The following is an 18,155-nucleotide window of genomic DNA, read 5'->3' on the forward strand; positions in this document are numbered from 1 at the left end:
AGGAAGGAGCATCATGGATCTCGCAACGCTCTGGTTCTTCATCGTCGCCTTCCTCTTCGTCGGCTACTTCGTGCTCGACGGCTTCGACTTCGGCGTCGGGATGTCGCTGCCCTTCCTCGGGCGGAACGACGTGTCGCGCCGACAGGTCATCAACACGATCGGCCCGATCTGGGACCTCAACGAGACCTGGGTCATCGTCGCCGGCGCCTGCCTGTTCGCGTCGTTCCCGGAGTGGTACGCGACCCTGTTCAGCGGCTTCTATCTGCCGCTGCTGCTGATCCTGCTCGCGCTCATCCTGCGCGGGGTCTCGTTCGAGTACCGGCACCAGCGCGAGAGCGCGGCGTGGAAGCGCGGCTTCGACCGGATGATCGTGATCGGCTCGGCCGTGCCCGCCTTCCTCTGGGGCGTCGCCTTCGGCAACATCGTGCAGGGAGTCGCGATCGACGCGGACCACATCTACGTCGGCGGGTTCTTCGCCCTGCTCAACCCGTACTCCCTGCTCGTGGGCCTCACGACGCTGCTGGTGTTCTTCCTGCACGGCGTGCTGTTCGTGGCGCTGAAGACCGACGGACAGGTGCACGACGACGCGCGGCGCCTGGCGAAGATCGCGGCCGTGCCGACGATCCTCGTGGCAGCAGGCACCGTGCTCTGGACGATCGGGATCGCCGCGGGACGCGAGGCGCCGCTGCTCTGGCTGGTCGTCGTCGCGGGCGCGCTCGCCGCGGTCTCGCTGATCGCCGCCGTGTTGTTCTCGCTGCGCGGGCGCGACGGCCGGGCCTTCACCGCGGGAGCTGCGACCGTGCTGTTCGCCGTCGTCATGCTGTTCTTCGCCCTCTTCCCGTTCGTCATGCCCTCGACGATCGACCCCGCGTACAGCCTGACGATCGCCAACGCCTCGAGCACGCCGTATACGCTGCAGATCATGAGCTGGACCGCGCTGATCGCCCTTCCCCTGGTCATCGCGTACCAGACCTGGACGTACTGGATCTTCCGCAAGCGCGTCACGCGCTCGTCGATCGAGGCGGCTCCGGCACACGCATGAGCAAGTCCTCCGTGCGGGGCGTTTCGTCTCGCTTCGCTCGCTCAACGACCGAGCCATGAAACCCGTCGATCCGCGACTGCTGCGGTACGCGGGTGCCGCGAGGGGGTTCCTCGCGGCATCCGCGCTGATCGGCGTGGTGCAGACGGCCGTGACGGTCGCGTTCGCGTGGCTGCTGACGGATGCCGTCACCGGCGCGCTCGCGGGGCGGGATGTCTCGTCGTCGCTGTTCTGGCTGCTCGCGGCCGCGCTGCTGCGCGGCATCCTCATCGCCGCGTCGGATGCCGCCGGGACGCGCGCCGCCGCGAAGACGGGGATGCAGTTGCGGTCGGCGCTCATCGCGGCGGTCGGCCGGCTCGGACCGGGGTGGCTGGCGCAGCGGAACCAGACAGCACTGGCGGTGACCGCGGGGCACGGGCTGGAAGCCCTCGACGCATACTTCGCCCGGTACATCCCGCAGCTGGTGCTCACGGTGATCGCGACGCCCGTGATCGTCGCGGTGATGTGGTGGCAGGACTGGCCGAGCGGGCTGACAGCGATCATCACCCTTCCGCTGATCCCGCTGTTCCTGATCCTCATCGGCATCGCGACGCGCACCGTGCAGAAGAAGCAGTGGCAGACGCTGCAGCGGCTCGCGGCGCGGTTCGCCGACACGGTGCAGGGCCTCTCGACGCTGCGGCTGTTCGGACGCGACCGGCGTGCGGCCGACCGCATCGAGGTCACCGCCGACGAGTACCGGCGCGAGACGATGAAGGTGCTGCGGTTCTCGTTCCTCTCGGGCTTCGCGATGGAGCTGCTCGCCTCGCTCGCGGTGGCGCTGATCGCAGTGGCCGTCGGGTTCCGGCTGCTGTCCGGTGACCTCTCGCTCGAGGTCGGGCTGTTCGTGCTGCTGCTCGCGCCCGAGGCGTTCCTGCCGATCCGCCAGGTCGGGGTGCAGTTCCACGCCGCGGCCGAGGGGGTGGCGGCGACCGAGGACGTGTTCGACGTGCTCGACCAGGCCGGGGCGCGGACCCGGGACCGCGTCACTTTGCAGGTCCAGATCACAGATGCAGGTCGAAATGCCGCGGATGCTGCCTGCATCCGTGAATTCGACCTGCAAACCGCCGGCGGGGCGCACCCGGCTGCGAATCTCGTCGTCTCCGACCTCCGCGTCCGCGACCTGCCGCCGGTCTCCTTCACGGCCGAACCGGGCACCATCACCCTGATCGAGGGTCCGAGCGGAGCCGGGAAGTCGAGCCTGCTCGCGGCCCTTCGCGGGGCCGAAGGGTTCGACGGGGTCGCGACTTTCGCGGGACGAGACGTGCGCGACCTCTCACCCGCTGTATGGCTGGCCTGGGCCGGGCAGAAGCCGGGTCTGCTGCAGGGGACTGTCGCCGAGAACGTGGCTCTCGGCGACCCGGAGCCCGATGCCGGCGGCATCCGCTCTGCGCTGGACGCCGCCTGCGCGGACGCGCTCGATGCGGAGCGGATGCTCGGCGTGCAGGGCAGCGGGCTGTCGGGCGGACAGGCGCAGCGCGTCGCCGTCGCCCGCGCGCTGTACCGGCATGCCGCGGATCCCACCCGGGTGCTCGCGCTCGACGAACCCTCGAGCGCGCTCGACCCCGACACGGAGGAGCGGCTGTGGCGGTCTCTCCGGGACCGGGCGGATGCCGGGGCGACGATCCTGCTCGTCTCGCACCGTCGGTCGGCGCGGGACATCGCCGATCAGGTCGTCGCCCTGGGGGTGAGCGCATGACCTCTCTCCCGCGCGCCGAGCGGGTGCGCGGCATCCTCCGTCTCGCGCAGCCGCCGATCGGACGGTTCCTCCCGGGCCTGCTCTGGGGTGTGCTCTCGGCGGGCGCCGCCGTCAGCCTGCTGGCGGTGAGCGGCTGGCTCATCGTGAGCGCATCGATCGTCGACTCGCTCGTACCGCTGTCGATCGCCGTCGTCGGGGTGCGGTTCTTCGCCGTGTCGCGCGCCGTGACCCGGTACCTCGAGCGGCTGAGCGGGCACGACGCCGCCCTGCGGCAGCTCGCGACCACGCGCGGCGACATGGTGCGCCGGCTCATCCCGCTGTCTCCGGCGGGACTCGGCTCGACCGATCGCGGCCGGGTGCTCGCCGCGCTCGTCGACGACGTCGAGAACCTGCAGAACCTGCCACTCCGCGTGGTGCAGCCGCTCGCGGTCGCAGGCCTCGTCGCGGTCGGGGCCGTCGGCTTCCTCGCGTTCGTCTCCCCGCCGGCCGCGCTGACCCTTGCCGTCTGCCTGATGGTCGCCGCTGCCGCATCGGTCGGCCTGGGCTGGGTTTTCGGCTCGCGTGCCGAGGCGCTCGTGTCCGCCCGACGGGCCGACCTCTCCGCTGCGCTCGTCGACTACTTCGGCAGTCTCGACGTGCTCCTGGCCTACGGGGCGGAAGAGCAGGCGCGTGCGCGGATCGCGGAGGCGGACGCCGCCCTCCGCCGGCTGGTCGCCCGCGCCTCGCTCGCCCAGGCGATCGCGGCCGGGGTGGTGTCGGCCGTCGCCGGCGCGGCGTCGGTGTGGGCGCTCGCCGCAGCTGCCCCCGGTCTCGCGAGCGGAGTCATCGACGGGCCGTGGCTGGCGGTCGCGGTGCTGGTGCCGATGGTGGTGTTCGAGGTCTTCGGAGCGGTGCCGATCGCCGCGGCATCCTGGCGGAGCGTGCGGTCGAGCGCCGAGCGCATCGTCGACGTGCTGCCCGAGCGGATGCCCGAGGAGCTGCGGACGGACGACGGCGACCATACGGAGATCACCGGCACACCCGCCCTGCGTCTGCGCGGCGTGCGCGCGGACTGGCCGGGTGGCGCGGCGGCGCTGCGTGGCGTCGACCTCGACCTGCGGCCTGGCGAGCGCGTGCTGGTCGCGGGCCCGAGCGGAGCGGGAAAGAGCTCTCTCGCCGCGGTGCTCGTGGGTTTCCTCCGCGCCGAGGGCGAGTACCTGATCGATGATCGGGATGCCGCGGCGATGTCGGGTCCGGCGCTGCGCCGGACCATCGGCCTGTGTGAGCAGAGTCCGCAGCTGTTCGACGAGGACATCCGCCAGAACCTCCTGTTCGCGCGCGACACCGCGACCGACGAGGAGCTGCTCGACGTGCTGGAACGGGTCGGCCTGGGGGAGTGGATGCAGGAGCGCGGCGGTCTCGACGCCAGAGTCGGCGACCGCGGCGCTCTCGTGTCGGGCGGGCAGGCCCAGCGCATCGCTCTCGCGCGGGCGCTGCTCCGCGGCTTCCCGGTGCTCGTGCTCGATGAGCCGACAGCGGGCGTGGATCCGGATGCCTCCGACGCTCTGCTGCGCGACCTGCTGGGCGCGGCAGGGGAGCAGTCCGTGCTGCTGATCTCGCACGTCGCGCCGCCGGCGAGGACGGTCGATCGCGTCATCCGGCTCGAGGGCGGCCGGACGATCTGAGACCTCGAATGCTCAGCTGTGCAGCGGCGTCGGCGGCTCCATCACGATGCCCTGCGCCTCGAAGGCCTTGCGGCGTTCCTCGATGCGGCGGTGCAGCTCGACCTGGGCGTCGTCGACGAACTGCGGGTCGAGCTCGACGGTCGCGGGGTGCGGGTCGCCGTGGTGCGAAGCGATGTACGCGTCGAGCTCGGGGCCGCTCGTCCATGAGGTGATCAGCGCGTAGCGCGGTGCGGTTCCGCGATGCCAGACCGCGTGCCAGAACCGCTGCGTGTCGACGATGATCCTCGATCCGGCGTTCAGCGGCAGCCGCACCTCGGTGGCCGGATCGAACCGGTCGGAGCGGAGGATCAGCATCGATTCCGTGTCGTCGGTGAGGTTGAAGAACCCGCGCACGACCCAGCCGGTTCCGTCGTCGTTGAGGCGGTTGTTGTCGTCCTGGTGCAGGTTGTAGATCGCGTCGGCGTACTCGTTGGGCTGCAATTCGATCACCCGGCACCGCCCGATGCCGGCCCCCGGCTCGAGCGCCCGCTGCTGCAGCGTCGGCGCCGTCGCGACCTGGGATGCGATCCAGACGCCGTCCTTGTCGGTGCGGGGCGGCGTGTGGTTCCAGAAGCCGTTGCAGTCGACGTCGCCGGCGTAGCTGGTGAGCGGAGCGAAGCGCGTGATGCCCGAGGAGCGCCAGCGCACGTACTCGAGATCGCGCCACTCGGCGGAGTCGATGTCGGCGGGGTGATCGTCGAGGACGACGTAGCCGGTCTCGGCCAACGCGTCGGACGTGATGAAGCCCATCGGTCGCATCCTTCCCTCGGGGTGCTTAGGACATCCTAACTCGGGAGGGGCCCTGGCGTCGGAAGGTGCGCCGGGGAAAACCGGCGGGGGAGCCCGTTCTCAGGCGATCACGACATCGCGCGCTGCGGCGGTGAGAGTCGCGAGGTCGGCAGGCGGCAGCTCTGAGGTGACGACGACGTCCGGCGCATCGATCGCACAGAGCGAGACGAAGCAGGTCGTCCCGAACTTGCTGGCGTCGATCGCCGCGATCGTCCGCTGCGACGACGCCCTGGCGGTGCGTTTCACGGCGGCGTCCTCGACGTTCCACTCCGAGAAGCCGTGGTCGAGCGAGAACCCGCTGGCTGTCATCACGTAGAGGTCGAACCGGTGCGCCAGCAGGTATTCCACGCTCTCCGAGCCGCTGATGCTGAGCTCGCCCGCGCGTACCACGCCCGGCGGCATCAGCAACCTCACGGACGTGGAGGAGGCGAACTCCCACGCGACGCGGAGCGAGAGCGGGCACACGGTCACCTGCCGATCCGTCAGGGCCTGCGCGATGGCGATGCCGGTCGTGCCGCCGTCGAGCACGATCGTGGTCCCGTCGTCGATCAGGCTCGCCACCCGTGCGGCGATCGCCTTCTTGTCGGCGGCGTGCGTCTGCTCGCGCACCGCGATCGGGGGCTCGTAGCTGCTGCCGATCGCAAGCTGGGCGCCCCCGTGGTAGCGCTTGACCGCCCCCGCGTTCTCCAGCGCCTCGAGGTCGCGCCGGATCGTGATCTCCGTGACGCCGATGCGCGAGCCGAGATCGGCGACCGAGAGGGAACCCGTCTCCTTGAGCATCGCGATGATCTCCTGATGGCGGAGGTCCTTTGCGTTCACCATGCCCCCATTCTCGTCCACGGACGTCTCGAAAAGTTCGAACGAAAGTTGTGTGCCCCTCTTGACGATCAAAACGATCACAACTTATGATCATTCAAACATTACAAGTGTTTGAACGCGAGACGTTCACACAGTTCGAGCGAAAAGAGTTCCCCATGGCGGATCGCACGCCCTTCGAAGACGACATCCAGGAACAGCCCGAGGCGCTGCGTCGTCTTGCCGCCTCCGCGGCGCTGCCGGCCCAGGTGCTCGGTGCCGTCGAGCGCCCCGAGCAGCGCATCGTCCTGACGGGCATGGGATCGTCCCACTTCGCCGGCATCCCCACGTGGCGTCGGCTCGTCGCCGCCGGTCGCCCGGCGTGGAACGTCGACGCCGGGCAGCTGCTCGATGCTCCCGGCCTCCTCGGCGTCGGAACCACCCTCGTCGCCACCTCGCAGTCGGGCGCCAGCGGCGAGGTCGCCGAGCTGCTCGATCGTCGGGCCTCGGGTGCCGTGAGCTTCGATCAGGCGATCGGGATCGCGGACGCCGCCGACAGCGTGCTCGCGCAGAGCTCCGACACCTTCCTCCCGCTGCACAGCGGACCAGAGGCCACCGTGAGCACCAAGAGCTACCTGAACACCCTCGGCGTGCACCGCCTGTTCTCCGCGGCAGCGCTCGGCGAGGATCAGCTCGCCGTGCGCGCGGAGCTGCTCCTTGCCGCCGAGCTCGTCGCCGCGGCGATCTCCCGCGTCGACACGGCCGAGCTGGCGGCATCCGTCGCCGGTCACCCCCGACGTCGTCTCGCCTTCGTCGGCTGGGGCGACCACGCGGCCACGGCCCTCTACTCCGCGCTGATCACGAAGGAATCATCCAAGGTCGCCGCCGAGGGATACATCGGCGGGCAGTTCCGCCACGGGCCGTTCGAGCTCGCCGGCGATGGGCTTACCGTCGTGCTGTTCGGCTCGAGCGCCGCCGAGCCGGACGCGAGCCTGCGCCGACTCGCGGAAGACCTCGTGGCGAGCGGGTCGCGCGTCGTCTTGGTCGGCGACGACTCCGTTCCGGGCGCCGTGACCATCGAGGTCGAGCGCGGCGACGGGCTCACGGCCCTCATGGTCGACTCGGTCGTCGTGCAGCTCCTCGCGGTGGATCTGGCCAGGGCCAACGGCGTCGTCCCGGGAGAGTTCCTGTTCGGCAGCAAGATCACGACGGTGGTGTGACGATGGCTTCCCGCATCCTCCCCACGACCGTCGACACCCTCGTGATCGGCGGAGGCACCGGCGGCACGGCGTTCACCGGAGTTCTCGCCCAGCACTCCGATGAGTCGATCCTCCTCGTCGAGGCAGGGCCGGACTACGGCGCCTTCGCCGATGAGCGGTGGCCCGCCGACATGCTGGACGCACTGATCATCCCGCTGTCCCACGACTACGACCTCCACACCGCATCGACCGACGGTCGACCGGCCATCGACCTGCCGCGCGCCCGCATCCTCGGCGGCTGCTCCGCCCACAACGGATGCACCGCTTCGATCGGAGCCGCGTTCGAGTACGACGAGTGGGCTCGGCTCGCCGATGACACGCGCTGGAGCGCCGATGAGGTCGTGCCGCTGCTCGAGTGGGTGCGCGATCGCTTCCGGGTGAGCCACACCACGATGGAGGAGCTGACCCCTCCACAGCGGGCGTTCGTCGAGGCGGGCATCGCCGCGGGGCTCCCGCTCGACTACGACCTCGACGACATCGCCGCGGGCGAGGGGATCGGCCCGATGCCGGTCAACATCGTCGACGGCGTCCGGTGGAACGGCGCCTTCGCCTTCCTCGACGCGGTGAGGTCGCGCCCCCGCCTGCAGATCGCGGATGGCGTGCAGGCCGAGCAGATCGTGGTCGAGGACGGCGCGGTCACCGGTGCGTGGCTCGTCGTCGACGGAGAGCGGATGCTGGTCACCGCGAAGCGCGTCGTGCTCGCCGCCGGCGCGTACCATTCGCCGGCGCTGCTCCTCCGCTCCGGGATCGGGCCGCGCGAGGAGCTCGCCGACCTCGGCATCGAGACCGTCGTCGACCTCCCCGGCGTCGGCAAGCACCTGCTGGACCACTCGTGCGTGCAGCTGAACTTCGCCGGACGCGAGGGGCTCGTCGACGAACTGCGCGCGCTGCCGTTCCACCCGGACGAGCAGACCGTCGGTCGCTTCCGGTCGAGCGTCTGCGATGACGGCCCCTACGACATCCACGTCTTCATGGTCGCCGGCGAGAACAGCGGCCACCCTGGTCTGCCGCCCATCTCGCTGTACGGAGGAGCGATGCGCGCCAGATCCGAGGGCGTGGTCACCCTCGGGGCCGACCTCGACGTCGTCAACCCGGTCATCGACCACCGCTACGGCACCGATCCCGACGGCTACGACCGGAAGGTGCTCGCCGAGGCGCGCGACCTGCTGCGCGCGATGGCGGAGCACGAGGGGCTCGCCGATGTGCTGGGCGAGGAAGTGACCGACGGCACCGATCCGCTCGACCGCATCGTCAACTACTGCCACCCGGCAGGCAGCTGCAAGATGGGCGCGGCATCCGACCCTCAGGCCGTCGTCGACGGCGCGGGTCAGGTGCACGGCGTCTCGGGGCTCCTCGTCGCCGACGCCTCGGTCATGCCGACGATCACGCGCGGCAACATCAACCTCCCCACCGCGATGATCGGCGCCCGCGTCGCTGCCGCGGCACTGGGCATCTCCCCGGCTGCCGTCGCGCACGCTGACTGATCCACTCCGCACCGACCCGACCCGACCCGACCCGACCCGAACAGGAGTTCACCGATGAACGCACGCACCAGGCTGTATCCAGCCAACAGGCGACGGGCACTGCAGGCCGTCGCAGCCCTCACCGGACTCGCTCTCGCCGCCACCGGCTGCAGCGCGGGGATGGGAGGGGGTTCCGGATCCGACGATGTCGCCGATGCCTCCGGAGAGTTCGACTGGAAGCGCTACGACGGCCAGGAGATCTCGGTGATGCTGAACGAGCATCCCTGGACCACCGGCATCAAGGAGCACCTCGCGGAGTTCGAGGAGCTGACCGGGATCGAGGTCTCCCTCAACACCTACTCCGAGGATCTCTACACCGCCAAGGTCGAGCAGGCAGTCCGGTCCGGCTCGGCCCCGGGCGTCTACATGCTGCCGATGGACGACTTCGCCGCCACGCAGTACGACGCCGACCTGATCGAGCCGCTGACGCCGTACCTGGACAACTCGTCGCTGACGAGCGAGGAATACGACTTCGACGACTTCCCCTCGGGCCTCGTGGATCCGGGGCGATTCCCGGCCGGTGACGCGGATGCGCAGGTCTACGAGGTTCCGATCGCGACCGAGTCGTACATCCTCTTTTACAACAAGCAGATCGTCGACGATTACCTCGGCGGAGTGGTTCCGGAGACGATGGACGACCTCATCGCCGCGGCGGAGAAGATCACCGCGGAAGGCGACGGCGAAGTCTTCGGCTCCGTGGTCCGCGGCGTGCGCTCGGACGGGCTTCGCGACACGATCACCGGCATGGTGCTGAACCAGTGGCCGCTCGATCGCGAGATCGAGGCGCCGTTCAACGTCTGGTTCGACGGGTCGTGGGACGACCCGCGGCTCACGGATCCCTCGATCGTGAAGGGGCTCTCGGACTACGCCTCCCTCATCGCCGCCGGCCCGAGCAACCGCTTCAACCTCGACTGGCCGGACGCCACCAGCCTCTTCGCGCAGGGGAAGGCCGCCTTCTTCATCGACGCGAGCGTGTTCGGTCCCGGGTTCGAAGACCCGGAGACCTCGACCGTGAGCGGCGAGGTCGGCTACGCGGCGATTCCTGCCGGCGATGTCGAGGGAAGTGCCGGCGTGTGGTCCTGGGGGCTCGCGATGGCGAAGAACGCCGAGAACAAGGGCGCCAGCTGGATGTTCCTGCAGTGGGCGACGAACAAGGAGATGACCGCGAAGCTCGGTGCGTACACGGGTGGTGCGCCGCGTCAGTCCTCGGCATCCGACGCCGCGTATCTGGAATCCCTGAATCCGGAGTTCATCGACGTGACGACGGATGTCGCCGCGACCGCCCGAACGACGGCGGTGCTCCGTGCCAACTGGAAGCCGGGCGTGCTGGTGATCGTCGACGGCATCCTGGCGGTCGCGAACGGCGACGATCCGGAGCAGACCTTCGAGCGCGCGAACGAGCAGATGAAATCGGCGCTCGAATGACCTCCACCGAGCTCCTCGTCACGGCCGACAGCACCCGGGGCGGCTTGCGCCCCGGGGCTGCGCCCCGACGCGAGGCACCCCGACGGCCGGCATCCGGCAGGGGAGCGTCGCTCTACCTGGTACCGATGATCGTCCTGCTGGGAATGACCTCGATCGTGCCGATCGTCTACTCGCTCTCCCTCAGCCTGTTCAACTGGAATTGGGGATCGCGCTTCGACTTCGTGGGGCTCGACAACTACATCGCCCTGCTGGGTGACGGGGAGTTCTGGGCGTCGCTGTTCCGCACCGCGCTCTTCACTCTGCTCGCGGTGGCGTTCGAAATCGTGCTCGGATTGGCGATCGCGATGGCCGTGCAGTCGATGACGCGCGGCCTGGGCTGGCTGCGCACGGTCTTCATCCTCCCGCTGATGGTCTCGGGCATGGTCGTCGCACTCGTCTGGAAGGTGATGCTGGACCCGACGCTCGGCGTCATCCCGTTCCTGCTCGGAAAGGTCGGACTCCCGGGTGTCGACCTGCTGGGCTCGGCGACCACCGCGCTGCCGGCGCTGGCGGGGATCGACACCTGGTGGCAGACCGGATTCGTCTTCATCATCCTGAGCGCCGGGCTTGCCGGGTTGCCGAAGGAGCCGTTCGAGGCATCGCACGTCGACGGCGCGAATGCGATCCAGCGCTTCCGGTTCCTCACGCTGCCGATGATGGTGCCGATCATCCTCACGGTCGCGGCCATCCGCACCGTCGACTGCCTCAAGGTCTTCGCCCTCGCGTTCGGCACCACGAACGGGGGCCCTGCCCAGTCCACCGACTTCACCCAGATGCTCGCCTACCGCACCGCGTTCCGCGAGTTCAAGATGAGCGAGAGCATGACCATGATGATCACGTACACGCTGCTGATCGTCGTGGTGCTCGCGGTCGTCGGTCTGATCCGAAAGGCAGGACGCCGTGCGCTCTAGTCTCTCCGGCAGGATCGTGCGCGGCGTCTTCGTCGCCGTGGCCGTGATCGCCACGATCTTCCCCTTCGTCTGGACGCTCAATCTCGCGACGCAGAACACCGCGTCCGGGAGCGGACCGACCTTCTTCGCCGCTCCCTCGTTCGAGGCATTCGCCGCCGTGTGGGAGAACAGCGACTTCGTCGGCTCGATGGTGATGAGCGTGATCGTCGTCGCGCTCACCGTCGTGCTCTCGCTGCTCGTGACAGTACCCGCGGCCTACGCACTGGTGAGGTTCCGCGTGCGGAGGAAGTCGGGCCTCGTGGTCTGGTTGCTGCTGGCCTACCTGCTGCCCGACTTCCTGATCGCGATCCCGATGTTCGCGCTGCTGCAGAACGTCGGTCTCTACGACACCGCGTTCGGTCTGGCGCTCGCGTACCAGGTGTTCATGGTGCCGCTCGCGATGTGGCTGCTGCTGCGCTTCTTCGAAGAGGTGCCGGCTGAACTCGCCGAGGCCGCCAGCATCGACGGCGCGTCCCGGTTCGTCACCCTCACGCGGGTGTACCTTCCGATCGTGCGTCCGGGGATCGCGACGACCGCGGTGCTCATCGCCGTGACGGTCTGGAACGAGGTCACCCTCGCCCTCTCGCTGACGCTGAACAACCCGACCGTGCCCATCGCGATCGCCGCGTACAAGGGTTACGCTTCGATCCAGTGGGATCAGCTGGCCGCGGCGTCGCTGCTGGCCATGGCTCCGGTGATCATCTTCGCGATCTTCGCGCAGAAGCACATCGTCAGCGGATTGACGGCAGGAACGGGGAAGTGAGAGTCATCGGCGTCGATGTGGGCGGCACGAACATCCGTGCTGCGCTGTTCGACGATGCTGCGGAGGTCCGCACGGTCGTGCGTCCTGCAACGCTGGGTCCGGGCGAGCGGCCGGCCGAGGCGATGCTCGCGTTGATCCGTGAGGTGGCGATGGATGAGGATGTCGCCGCTGTCGGAATGGCGATCACAGGCCCGGTCGACGTGCGGACGCGGATCGTGCACAACTCCCACACCTTGCCGGACTGGTCAGGAACATCGTGGGTCGACGAGGTCGAGACCGCACTCGGCCGACCCGTCGTGGTGGAGAACGACGCGATGGGCGCGGCGTTCGGGGAGTTCGCCCACGGCGCGGGCCGCGAGGCCGAGGTCATGGCCATGGTCACGCTCGGCACCGGGATCGGGGTCGCCGTGGTGTCGCGTGCGACCGGTGCGCTGCGGGGAGCCGCGGCCTTCCATCCCGAAGGTGGCCACTTGCTGATCGGCAACGGCTCGCTGGAAAGAGTCGACCGCTGCTACTGCGGCCAGGTCGGATGCTGGGAGGAGCTGTGCAGCGGCAGTAGCATCCCGAAGTACTGGATCACCGAAGGTCGCATCCGCTGGGACGACTACGGTCAGGTGCTCGCCCGTGGAGTTCGCAACGTCACGCGCGCATACGCGCCCGACACGATCGTGTTCGGCGGCGGCGTCAGCGCCAACTTCGACGACTTCGCGCCAGCGCTGCGGGAGGCCTTCGCGGAACCCGATCCGATGGGCGCGCCCGTGGTCTTCGTGCAGGCAGAGCTGGATCAACCCGGATGCGTCGGCGCTGCTCACCTGGCGACGACGCTCGCCGAGTGATCACTAAGCTCGCCGACTGCTCGCCGATATTCTGGAGCGATGACTCAGCCGCAGGGAGCCCTCCTCGTGGGCAGCGTGAACTACGACGACGCCGAGACGACGATGCGCACGGCCGCTGCGATGCTCGGATCGCACCTGCGACGCCTTCCCGACGGCGAGGTCGGGAAGCGGTTCCACTGGATCATGTTCCAGCCCGACGTGATCGGACAGGCCGACGGAATCGAGCGCGTCGGCGACCAGCCGATCCCCTTCCCGGCTGGCATCGACGCCCGGGGTCTGCGCATCGTGGAGGGAGCGGATGCCGCCGCGATCGAGCTTCCGCCGCTCGGCTACGCCTCGGCCGCTCTTGACTCGTATGCCGTGTTCACGCGCCTTCGTGACGAAGGGGCCGTGCCGACCGGCATCCGCTTCCAGGTCTCGCTGCCGACGCCGCTCGCCGTGATCTCGTCGTTCTTCCACGGCGACGACCGCGCGGCGATCGAGCCGGTGTACACGGCAGCGATCCTGCGCGAGCTCGACGAGATCCTCGCCGCCATCCCGCACGACGACCTCGCCGTGCAGTGGGATGTCGCGAGCGAGATGGGCATCATCGAACGCGCCGCCGGCTATGGAGCGGTCATGGAGGCGTGGTGGCCGGGCGATCCGTTCGACGGCCTCGTCTCGCGTCTGGCCGCGCTGGTCGACGCGGTGCCGAGCGATGTCGAGGTGGGCGTGCACCTCTGCTACGGCGACGCGGGGGAGAAGCACTTCGTCGAGCCGACGGATGCCGGGAACCTCGTCGGTTACGCGAACGCGGTGGTGGCGGCATCCGCTCGGGAGATCACGTGGCTGCACCTGCCCGTGCCGATCGCCCGTGACGACGAGGGGTACTTCGCGCCGCTCGCGTCTTTGGTCCCGGTCTCGGAGCTGTACCTGGGGCTCGTGCACCGAGAGGACGGGGCCGAGGGGGCGGCGCGGCGGATCGCCGCGGCTCTGCGCTTCGCGCCCGAGTTCGGCGTCGCGACCGAGTGCGGCATCGGGCGGGCTCCGGCCGGTTCGACCGAGGGCATCCTGCGGACCCACGCCGAGGTCGCCGCGGCCTGGTGAGCATCCGGTCGACTCGCGGATTCGCGCGGCGGGCCGGTCTCGCGTAAGCTATTCCGCGGTGACGTGTCCGAGCGGCCGAAGGTGCAACTCTCGAAAAGTTGTGTAGGGTAACCCCCTACCGTGGGTTCAAATCCCACCGTCACCGCCATGGAAACCCCCTCCTCGTGAGGGGGTTTTTCCGTGTCGCGCACTCCGGACCACTGTTCAACGCGGTCAGAATCAGAGCCACCCGTTTGTCAGAGATCCTGTCGAGGAGCTTCTGGTCGGCGCTCACAGTGAGAGCCGCGTTGTACTTGGCCGTGCTCTCCGCCTTCGGGATCGCGAACACGATGTTCACGGCGGTATCGGCAGGGCATCGGGCGCGTGATCGCCGTCGTGGGGCCGTTGATCCGGGCGTCACGGATGGATCCGGCCCATGCACTCTCCCAGGTGTGACGGGGCGATACGGTACGTAGAAGCGGTGCCGCATCGCCCTCCTGGCCAGCGCCGGATCAGCGCGCGATCGAGAGCGCGAACGGCGCGAACCCCAGCGCGCCGAGCAGACTGGGCACCAGGAGCGCGAACGCCTCGGTGCCACGCGCGGTACCGATCCCGCCGAGGTCCACGATCCAGGCGTCGTCCCAGCCGAGCAGAGCGAGGATCTCGCGAACCCGTGTCTTGGCCTCGTGGTCGTCCGCGGAGAGGAACACCGTCGGGGTGGAGCCGAGGCTGGCGGGCGAGCCCATCGCCGAGAAGAGCATCGTGTTCAGCGTCTTGACCACGGCTACATCGGGGAGCGCCTGCTGGAGCAGCTCGCCCAGGCTCGATTCCTGATAGACGAGGCCGCCCGGCATTCCGTCGGCGCCTCTCGTCGTGGCGTTGGAGACGTCGACGAGGATCTTGCCGGACAGCTGGTCTGCGAGGGCGGTGAAGCGCTCGAGGCTGGTGTCGCCGGGGGTGGCGTTGATGACCACGTCGGAGCGACGGAGCGCGTCGTGGGTGTCCGACACCTCGACGTCGGTTCCCGCCCACTCGGTGCGGACTCGCTCGGGGTCGCGGGTTCCGATGACGACCTCGGCGCCGTTGCGGGAGAGCGCGGTGGCCAGCGCGGTTCCGACGCGTCCGGAGCCGAGGATGGTGATGCTGTTCATGTGTGTCTTCTTTCGTGTCTGGTCGGGTGCGGTCAGGAGATCGCCGAGAGCGCGGCGGTCATCGAAGCAGCGAGGGCAGGTGTCGTTGCGACGAACGCGTCGCTGTCGAGGGTCCAGTCCGCGCCTCGTGCGTCGAGCACGACACCTCCGGCTTCACGGACGAGCAGAGCGCCGGCGACGAGTCCGGAGCGGATCTGGCCGTACTGCCAGAACGCATCGGTGTGCCCTGAGGCGACAGGGAGGATCTGCAGGGTCGCAGGGACTGCGGCGGCCACGAGGAGTGCGCGGTCGAGCAGCGCGTCGATCGAAGTGCTGAGGAGGCGGCGAATGCGCGGGTCCTCGCCGGGCTTCGCCTGCCCCGTGGCGACGAGAGCTGCGGCGAGGTCTGTCTTCTGCGAGACGCTCATCGGCGCGCCGTCGAGGAACGCGCCGCCGCCCTGTGCGGCGGTGTAGGTCTCGCCGGTGAGAGGGACGTGCACGGCGGCGAGTACGGGCACGTCGTCGCGCACGAGCGTGGCGGTCACCGCCCAACCCGAGGAGCCGTGGATGTGATTGACGTTACCCTCAGCGGAATCGGTGATCCACCATTCGCCGGCGCCGAGGGGCCCCGTACCCTCTTCATCGTCATCCCAGCCGGCGAACGGCCGTGCGTGCTCGAGGGCGGGGCGGAGGACTGCTGTCGATGCCTCGTCGTTCGCGTCGATGGCCGCCAGCAGCGACTCTCCGTCGCTGATGCGGGCGGCGGGAGAATAACGCTGGAGCAACACGTTGCCGGCGGACTGCACCGCCTCGACCATCCGCGCGAGGATCTCGCGATCCTCTTCCCCGGGAGTGTTGTCGATCATCTTTCTGCCCTTCCTTCTGTGGCGACGCCTTGCGCAGCCTCGTCCGAAGTTACGACCGCTCGGGTATAACGTCAAAGACAATCCATGCATAGGTAGAATTACCTGCATGCAATTGGATCTGAATCTGCTCACGGCGCTCGATGCTCTGCTCGACGAGCAGAGCGTGACGGGGGCGGCCGAGCGGCTGCACCTCTCGGAGCCGGCAGTCAGCCGTACGCTGGGGCGGATCCGCAAGGCCACGGGGGATCCGATCCTCGTGCGGTCCGGCCGGACGATGCTGCCGACCCCCCGGGCCCAGGAGCTGCATGAGGAGGTGCGCTCCCTCGTCCTCCGGGCTCGGGCGGTCCTGTCGCCGGAGGTGCAACTCGATGTCGCCGGCCTCGAGCGCACCTTCGCCCTCCGCTGTCACGACGCTCTCACGTCGGCGCTTGCGCCCGCTCTCATCGATCATGTGAGCCGGGTCGCGCCCGGCATCCGATTCCGCTTCCTCGGCGAGGCGTCGCTCGACACCACTGACCTCGGGCGCGGGCTCATCGATCTCGAGATCGGGTCCGCGGCATCCGGGCCCGGGGACATCGCCTTCGAACATGTCGCCGACGATCGGCTGGTGGGCCTCGCCCGACGAGACAACCCGCTCCTGAGCGGGGATGTCGATCTCGACTCGTACACGTCTGTGCCGCACGTCATCGTGTCGCGGCGTGGCCGATTCGAGGACTCGGTCGACACTGCGCTCGCCGCGACGCATCGCCGCCGTCGTGTCGTCGCATCCCTGGTGTCGACGGCTGGAGCTCTCGAGATCGTCCGCGACACGAATGCCGTCGTCACCGTGCCGTCCGTGATCGCAGGACGTCTGGTCTCGGATGGTGCACTGCGCGGCTTCGCTCTTCCGGTCGAGCTGCCGACCGTTCCCGTCGTGCTCGCGTGGCCGAAGCGCTTCTCGTCTGACCTGGCGCACGGGTGGTTGCGTCAGGTAGTGCGGGACGAGGTCCTCGGAGTGCTGGATGGCTCACCCGACGGCGTCCGCGAGAGAGTGATCAGCTCAGCCAGCGGTTGAAGCCTCTGCACAAGACCCCAATCCCTACTTGTCGCGGAGCGAGAGCATGCGCGACGTGGTGGACACCCGGTTCCGACGGTCCGACGTCGCTGACGTCATGAGGCGAGTCGCACGAGATCGCTCGGTCTTCGCCGACGATGGCCGAGCGATCTCAGCCGAGCAGTTCCACCCCGAAACCGGAGACGACCGTCCGCAGCTCGGCGAGGTAGCGCTGCGCCTGCTCTGTCAGCGGGATCGCGGAGTGGCCGATCCAGCCGATCTCGATGTGCTCGTCGACCTCGAGCGGGATGGCGACGATCTCGGGGTCGAGGTCGTCGCTGATGATGCCCGTCGAGATGGTGTAGCCGTCGAGTCCGATCATGAGGTTGAAGATGGTCGCGCGGTCGGAGACGCGGATGTCCCGCGAACTCGAGAGGGTGGAGAGGATCTCCTCGGCGAAGTAGAACGAGTTGTTCGCGCCCTGGTCGAAGGTGAGCCTCGGCACGTCGGCGAGATCGGCGAGCGTCACGTGATCTCGGGCGGCGAGGGGGTTCTTGCGGGAGATGAAGATGTGCGGCTCCGCGACGAAGAGCGGATGGAACGCGAGCCCGGAGTCGCGGAGGAGCTTGTCGATCACGCTGCGGTTGAAGTCGTTCCGGTAGAGGATCCCCAACTCGCTGCGGAGCGTGCGGACGTCTTCGATGATGTCCCACGTCCGCGTCTCGCGCAGCGAGAACTCGTACTCGTCCGCCGAGGTCGCCTTCACCATCCGCACGAGCGCGTCGACCGCGAACGAGTAGTGCTGGGTCGACACCCCGAGCAGACGTCGTGACGGCGGCCGACCGAGGTATCGCTGTTCGAGGAGCGCCACCTGCTCGACGACCTGCCTCGCGTATCCGAGGAACTCCACGCCGTCGGTGGTGAGCGTCACGCCGCGGGCCGAGCGGAGGAGGAGCGCGCGCCCCACCCTGCTCTCGAGGTCTTTCATCGCCGCGGACATGGTGGGCTGGGCGACGTAGAGCAGGTCGGCGGCAGCGCTGATCGACCCCTCCGCGGCGACCTCGATGTAGTACGTGAGTTGTTGCAGAGTGATGCCGCTCGAGCGCCGTGCCATAGCGACAGCCTATGGCACGGCATAGTCACCGCGCATTACTCGATGGGGGCACTCTGGGCGCACGATGGAGGGACACCTTTCCGTGAGGCCG

General features: G+C 69.0%; 17 protein-coding genes and 1 tRNA gene. 12 read left to right on the forward strand and 6 right to left on the reverse strand.

What is annotated here, in order from left to right; genetic code table 11:
* The first annotated feature begins 13 nt into the window (after window positions 1–13).
* From cydB to cydC, 3 genes are read left to right on the forward strand one after another with little or no spacing between them, the layout of a single operon-like run.
* Complete coding sequence (gene cydB / locus LBN7_RS13190) at window positions 14–1,042, forward strand: cytochrome d ubiquinol oxidase subunit II (RefSeq protein WP_116635475.1); 1,029 nt, start codon at window positions 14–16, stop codon at window positions 1,040–1,042.
* A gap of 55 nt (window positions 1,043–1,097) precedes the next feature.
* Window positions 1,098–2,774: a thiol reductant ABC exporter subunit CydD gene (gene cydD / locus LBN7_RS13195; protein WP_407359895.1), complete on the forward strand. Its 1,677-nt coding sequence runs from the start codon at window positions 1,098–1,100 to the stop codon at window positions 2,772–2,774.
* A complete protein-coding gene (gene cydC / locus LBN7_RS13200; protein ID WP_407359896.1) occupies window positions 2,771–4,438 on the forward strand; it encodes a thiol reductant ABC exporter subunit CydC in 1,668 nt (555 codons plus the stop codon). Before cydD ends, cydC begins: the two co-directional genes overlap by 4 nt.
* Before the next feature lie 12 nt (window positions 4,439–4,450).
* Here cydC and LBN7_RS13205 read toward each other — a convergent pair whose 3' ends face one another.
* Together LBN7_RS13205 and LBN7_RS13210 are read right to left on the reverse strand one after the other, a co-directional pair.
* Window positions 4,451–5,227 (reverse strand): hypothetical protein, encoded by a 777-nt coding sequence (locus LBN7_RS13205; RefSeq protein ID WP_407359897.1) that lies wholly within the window; start codon window positions 5,225–5,227, stop codon window positions 4,451–4,453.
* A 99-nt stretch (window positions 5,228–5,326) separates the two neighbouring features.
* On the reverse strand, window positions 5,327–6,088 hold the full coding sequence (locus LBN7_RS13210; RefSeq protein WP_341947552.1) for a DeoR/GlpR family DNA-binding transcription regulator: 762 nt from the start codon (window positions 6,086–6,088) through the stop codon (window positions 5,327–5,329).
* Window positions 6,089–6,240: 152 nt separating this feature from the next.
* Between LBN7_RS13210 and LBN7_RS13215 the strand changes: the two genes are divergently transcribed.
* The 8 genes from LBN7_RS13215 to LBN7_RS13250 all read left to right on the forward strand — a co-directional run bounded on the left by LBN7_RS13215 (window position 6,241) and on the right by LBN7_RS13250 (window position 14,090).
* On the forward strand, window positions 6,241–7,281 hold the full coding sequence (locus LBN7_RS13215) for an SIS domain-containing protein (RefSeq protein ID WP_341947553.1): 1,041 nt from the start codon (window positions 6,241–6,243) through the stop codon (window positions 7,279–7,281).
* Window positions 7,282–7,283: 2 nt separating this feature from the next.
* Window positions 7,284–8,804 (forward strand): GMC family oxidoreductase, encoded by a 1,521-nt coding sequence (locus LBN7_RS13220; RefSeq protein WP_341947554.1) that lies wholly within the window; start codon window positions 7,284–7,286, stop codon window positions 8,802–8,804.
* A gap of 54 nt (window positions 8,805–8,858) precedes the next feature.
* On the forward strand, window positions 8,859–10,268 hold the full coding sequence (locus LBN7_RS13225; protein ID WP_407359898.1) for an extracellular solute-binding protein: 1,410 nt from the start codon (window positions 8,859–8,861) through the stop codon (window positions 10,266–10,268).
* Entirely contained in the window at window positions 10,265–11,218 is a 954-nt protein-coding gene (locus LBN7_RS13230; protein WP_341947556.1) for a sugar ABC transporter permease, read from the forward strand. Before LBN7_RS13225 ends, LBN7_RS13230 begins: the two co-directional genes overlap by 4 nt.
* Window positions 11,208–12,020: a carbohydrate ABC transporter permease gene (locus LBN7_RS13235; protein ID WP_407359899.1), complete on the forward strand. Its 813-nt coding sequence runs from the start codon at window positions 11,208–11,210 to the stop codon at window positions 12,018–12,020. Before LBN7_RS13230 ends, LBN7_RS13235 begins: the two co-directional genes overlap by 11 nt.
* Window positions 12,017–12,856 (forward strand): ROK family protein, encoded by an 840-nt coding sequence (locus LBN7_RS13240; protein ID WP_407359900.1) that lies wholly within the window; start codon window positions 12,017–12,019, stop codon window positions 12,854–12,856. The genes LBN7_RS13235 and LBN7_RS13240 overlap by 4 nt, the downstream gene beginning before the upstream one ends.
* 39 nt (window positions 12,857–12,895) lie before the next feature.
* Window positions 12,896–13,942, forward strand: coding sequence for a hypothetical protein (locus LBN7_RS13245; RefSeq protein ID WP_407359901.1), 1,047 nt, complete (start codon window positions 12,896–12,898; stop codon window positions 13,940–13,942).
* Between the two features lie 57 nt (window positions 13,943–13,999).
* A tRNA-Ser gene (locus tag LBN7_RS13250) sits at window positions 14,000–14,090 on the forward strand.
* Here LBN7_RS13250 and LBN7_RS13255 read toward each other — a convergent pair.
* The 3 genes from LBN7_RS13255 to LBN7_RS13265 form a co-directional block, all read right to left on the reverse strand.
* Window positions 14,082–14,279, reverse strand: coding sequence for a hypothetical protein (locus LBN7_RS13255; RefSeq protein WP_407359902.1), 198 nt, complete (start codon window positions 14,277–14,279; stop codon window positions 14,082–14,084). The genes LBN7_RS13250 and LBN7_RS13255 overlap by 9 nt on opposite strands.
* A gap of 154 nt (window positions 14,280–14,433) precedes the next feature.
* Window positions 14,434–15,189 (reverse strand): NADPH-dependent F420 reductase, encoded by a 756-nt coding sequence (locus tag LBN7_RS13260; RefSeq protein WP_407361722.1) that lies wholly within the window; start codon window positions 15,187–15,189, stop codon window positions 14,434–14,436.
* Window positions 15,105–15,917 (reverse strand): inositol monophosphatase family protein, encoded by an 813-nt coding sequence (locus tag LBN7_RS13265; protein ID WP_407359903.1) that lies wholly within the window; start codon window positions 15,915–15,917, stop codon window positions 15,105–15,107. The genes LBN7_RS13260 and LBN7_RS13265 overlap by 85 nt, the downstream gene beginning before the upstream one ends.
* Before the next feature lie 106 nt (window positions 15,918–16,023).
* Here LBN7_RS13265 and LBN7_RS13270 point away from each other — a divergent pair, with 106 nt between their 5' ends.
* A complete protein-coding gene (locus LBN7_RS13270) occupies window positions 16,024–16,971 on the forward strand; it encodes a LysR family transcriptional regulator (RefSeq protein ID WP_407359904.1) in 948 nt (315 codons plus the stop codon).
* Between the two features lie 151 nt (window positions 16,972–17,122).
* Here the strand turns inward: LBN7_RS13270 and LBN7_RS13275 are convergent, their stop codons facing one another.
* Window positions 17,123–18,064, reverse strand: coding sequence for a LysR family transcriptional regulator (locus LBN7_RS13275; RefSeq protein WP_116635484.1), 942 nt, complete (start codon window positions 18,062–18,064; stop codon window positions 17,123–17,125).
* Between the last annotated feature and the right edge of the window lie 91 nt (window positions 18,065–18,155).

This window comes from Microbacterium sp. LBN7 (assembly GCF_045690345.1).
Classification (GTDB): Bacteria; Actinomycetota; Actinomycetes; order Actinomycetales; family Microbacteriaceae; genus Microbacterium.

What these genes read in the sequence shown, in the direction of transcription:
- LBN7_RS13265 (WP_407359903.1), bottom strand. Translation starts at nt 15,917, where the DNA reads ATGATCGACAACACTCCCGGGGAAGAGGATCGCGAGATCCTCGCGCGG.
- LBN7_RS13225 (WP_407359898.1), top strand. Translation starts at nt 8,859, where the DNA reads ATGAACGCACGCACCAGGCTGTATCCAGCCAACAGGCGACGGGCACTG.
- LBN7_RS13205 (WP_407359897.1), bottom strand. Translation starts at nt 5,227, where the DNA reads ATGGGCTTCATCACGTCCGACGCGTTGGCCGAGACCGGCTACGTCGTC.
- LBN7_RS13245 (WP_407359901.1), top strand. Translation starts at nt 12,896, where the DNA reads ATGACTCAGCCGCAGGGAGCCCTCCTCGTGGGCAGCGTGAACTACGAC.
- cydC (WP_407359896.1), top strand. Translation starts at nt 2,771, where the DNA reads ATGACCTCTCTCCCGCGCGCCGAGCGGGTGCGCGGCATCCTCCGTCTC.
- LBN7_RS13220 (WP_341947554.1), top strand. Translation starts at nt 7,284, where the DNA reads ATGGCTTCCCGCATCCTCCCCACGACCGTCGACACCCTCGTGATCGGC.
- LBN7_RS13275 (WP_116635484.1), bottom strand. Translation starts at nt 18,064, where the DNA reads ATGGCACGGCGCTCGAGCGGCATCACTCTGCAACAACTCACGTACTAC.
- LBN7_RS13230 (WP_341947556.1), top strand. Translation starts at nt 10,265, where the DNA reads ATGACCTCCACCGAGCTCCTCGTCACGGCCGACAGCACCCGGGGCGGC.
- cydB (WP_116635475.1), top strand. Translation starts at nt 14, where the DNA reads ATGGATCTCGCAACGCTCTGGTTCTTCATCGTCGCCTTCCTCTTCGTC.
- LBN7_RS13210 (WP_341947552.1), bottom strand. Translation starts at nt 6,088, where the DNA reads ATGGTGAACGCAAAGGACCTCCGCCATCAGGAGATCATCGCGATGCTC.
- LBN7_RS13215 (WP_341947553.1), top strand. Translation starts at nt 6,241, where the DNA reads ATGGCGGATCGCACGCCCTTCGAAGACGACATCCAGGAACAGCCCGAG.
- cydD (WP_407359895.1), top strand. Translation starts at nt 1,098, where the DNA reads ATGAAACCCGTCGATCCGCGACTGCTGCGGTACGCGGGTGCCGCGAGG.
- LBN7_RS13270 (WP_407359904.1), top strand. Translation starts at nt 16,024, where the DNA reads ATGCAATTGGATCTGAATCTGCTCACGGCGCTCGATGCTCTGCTCGAC.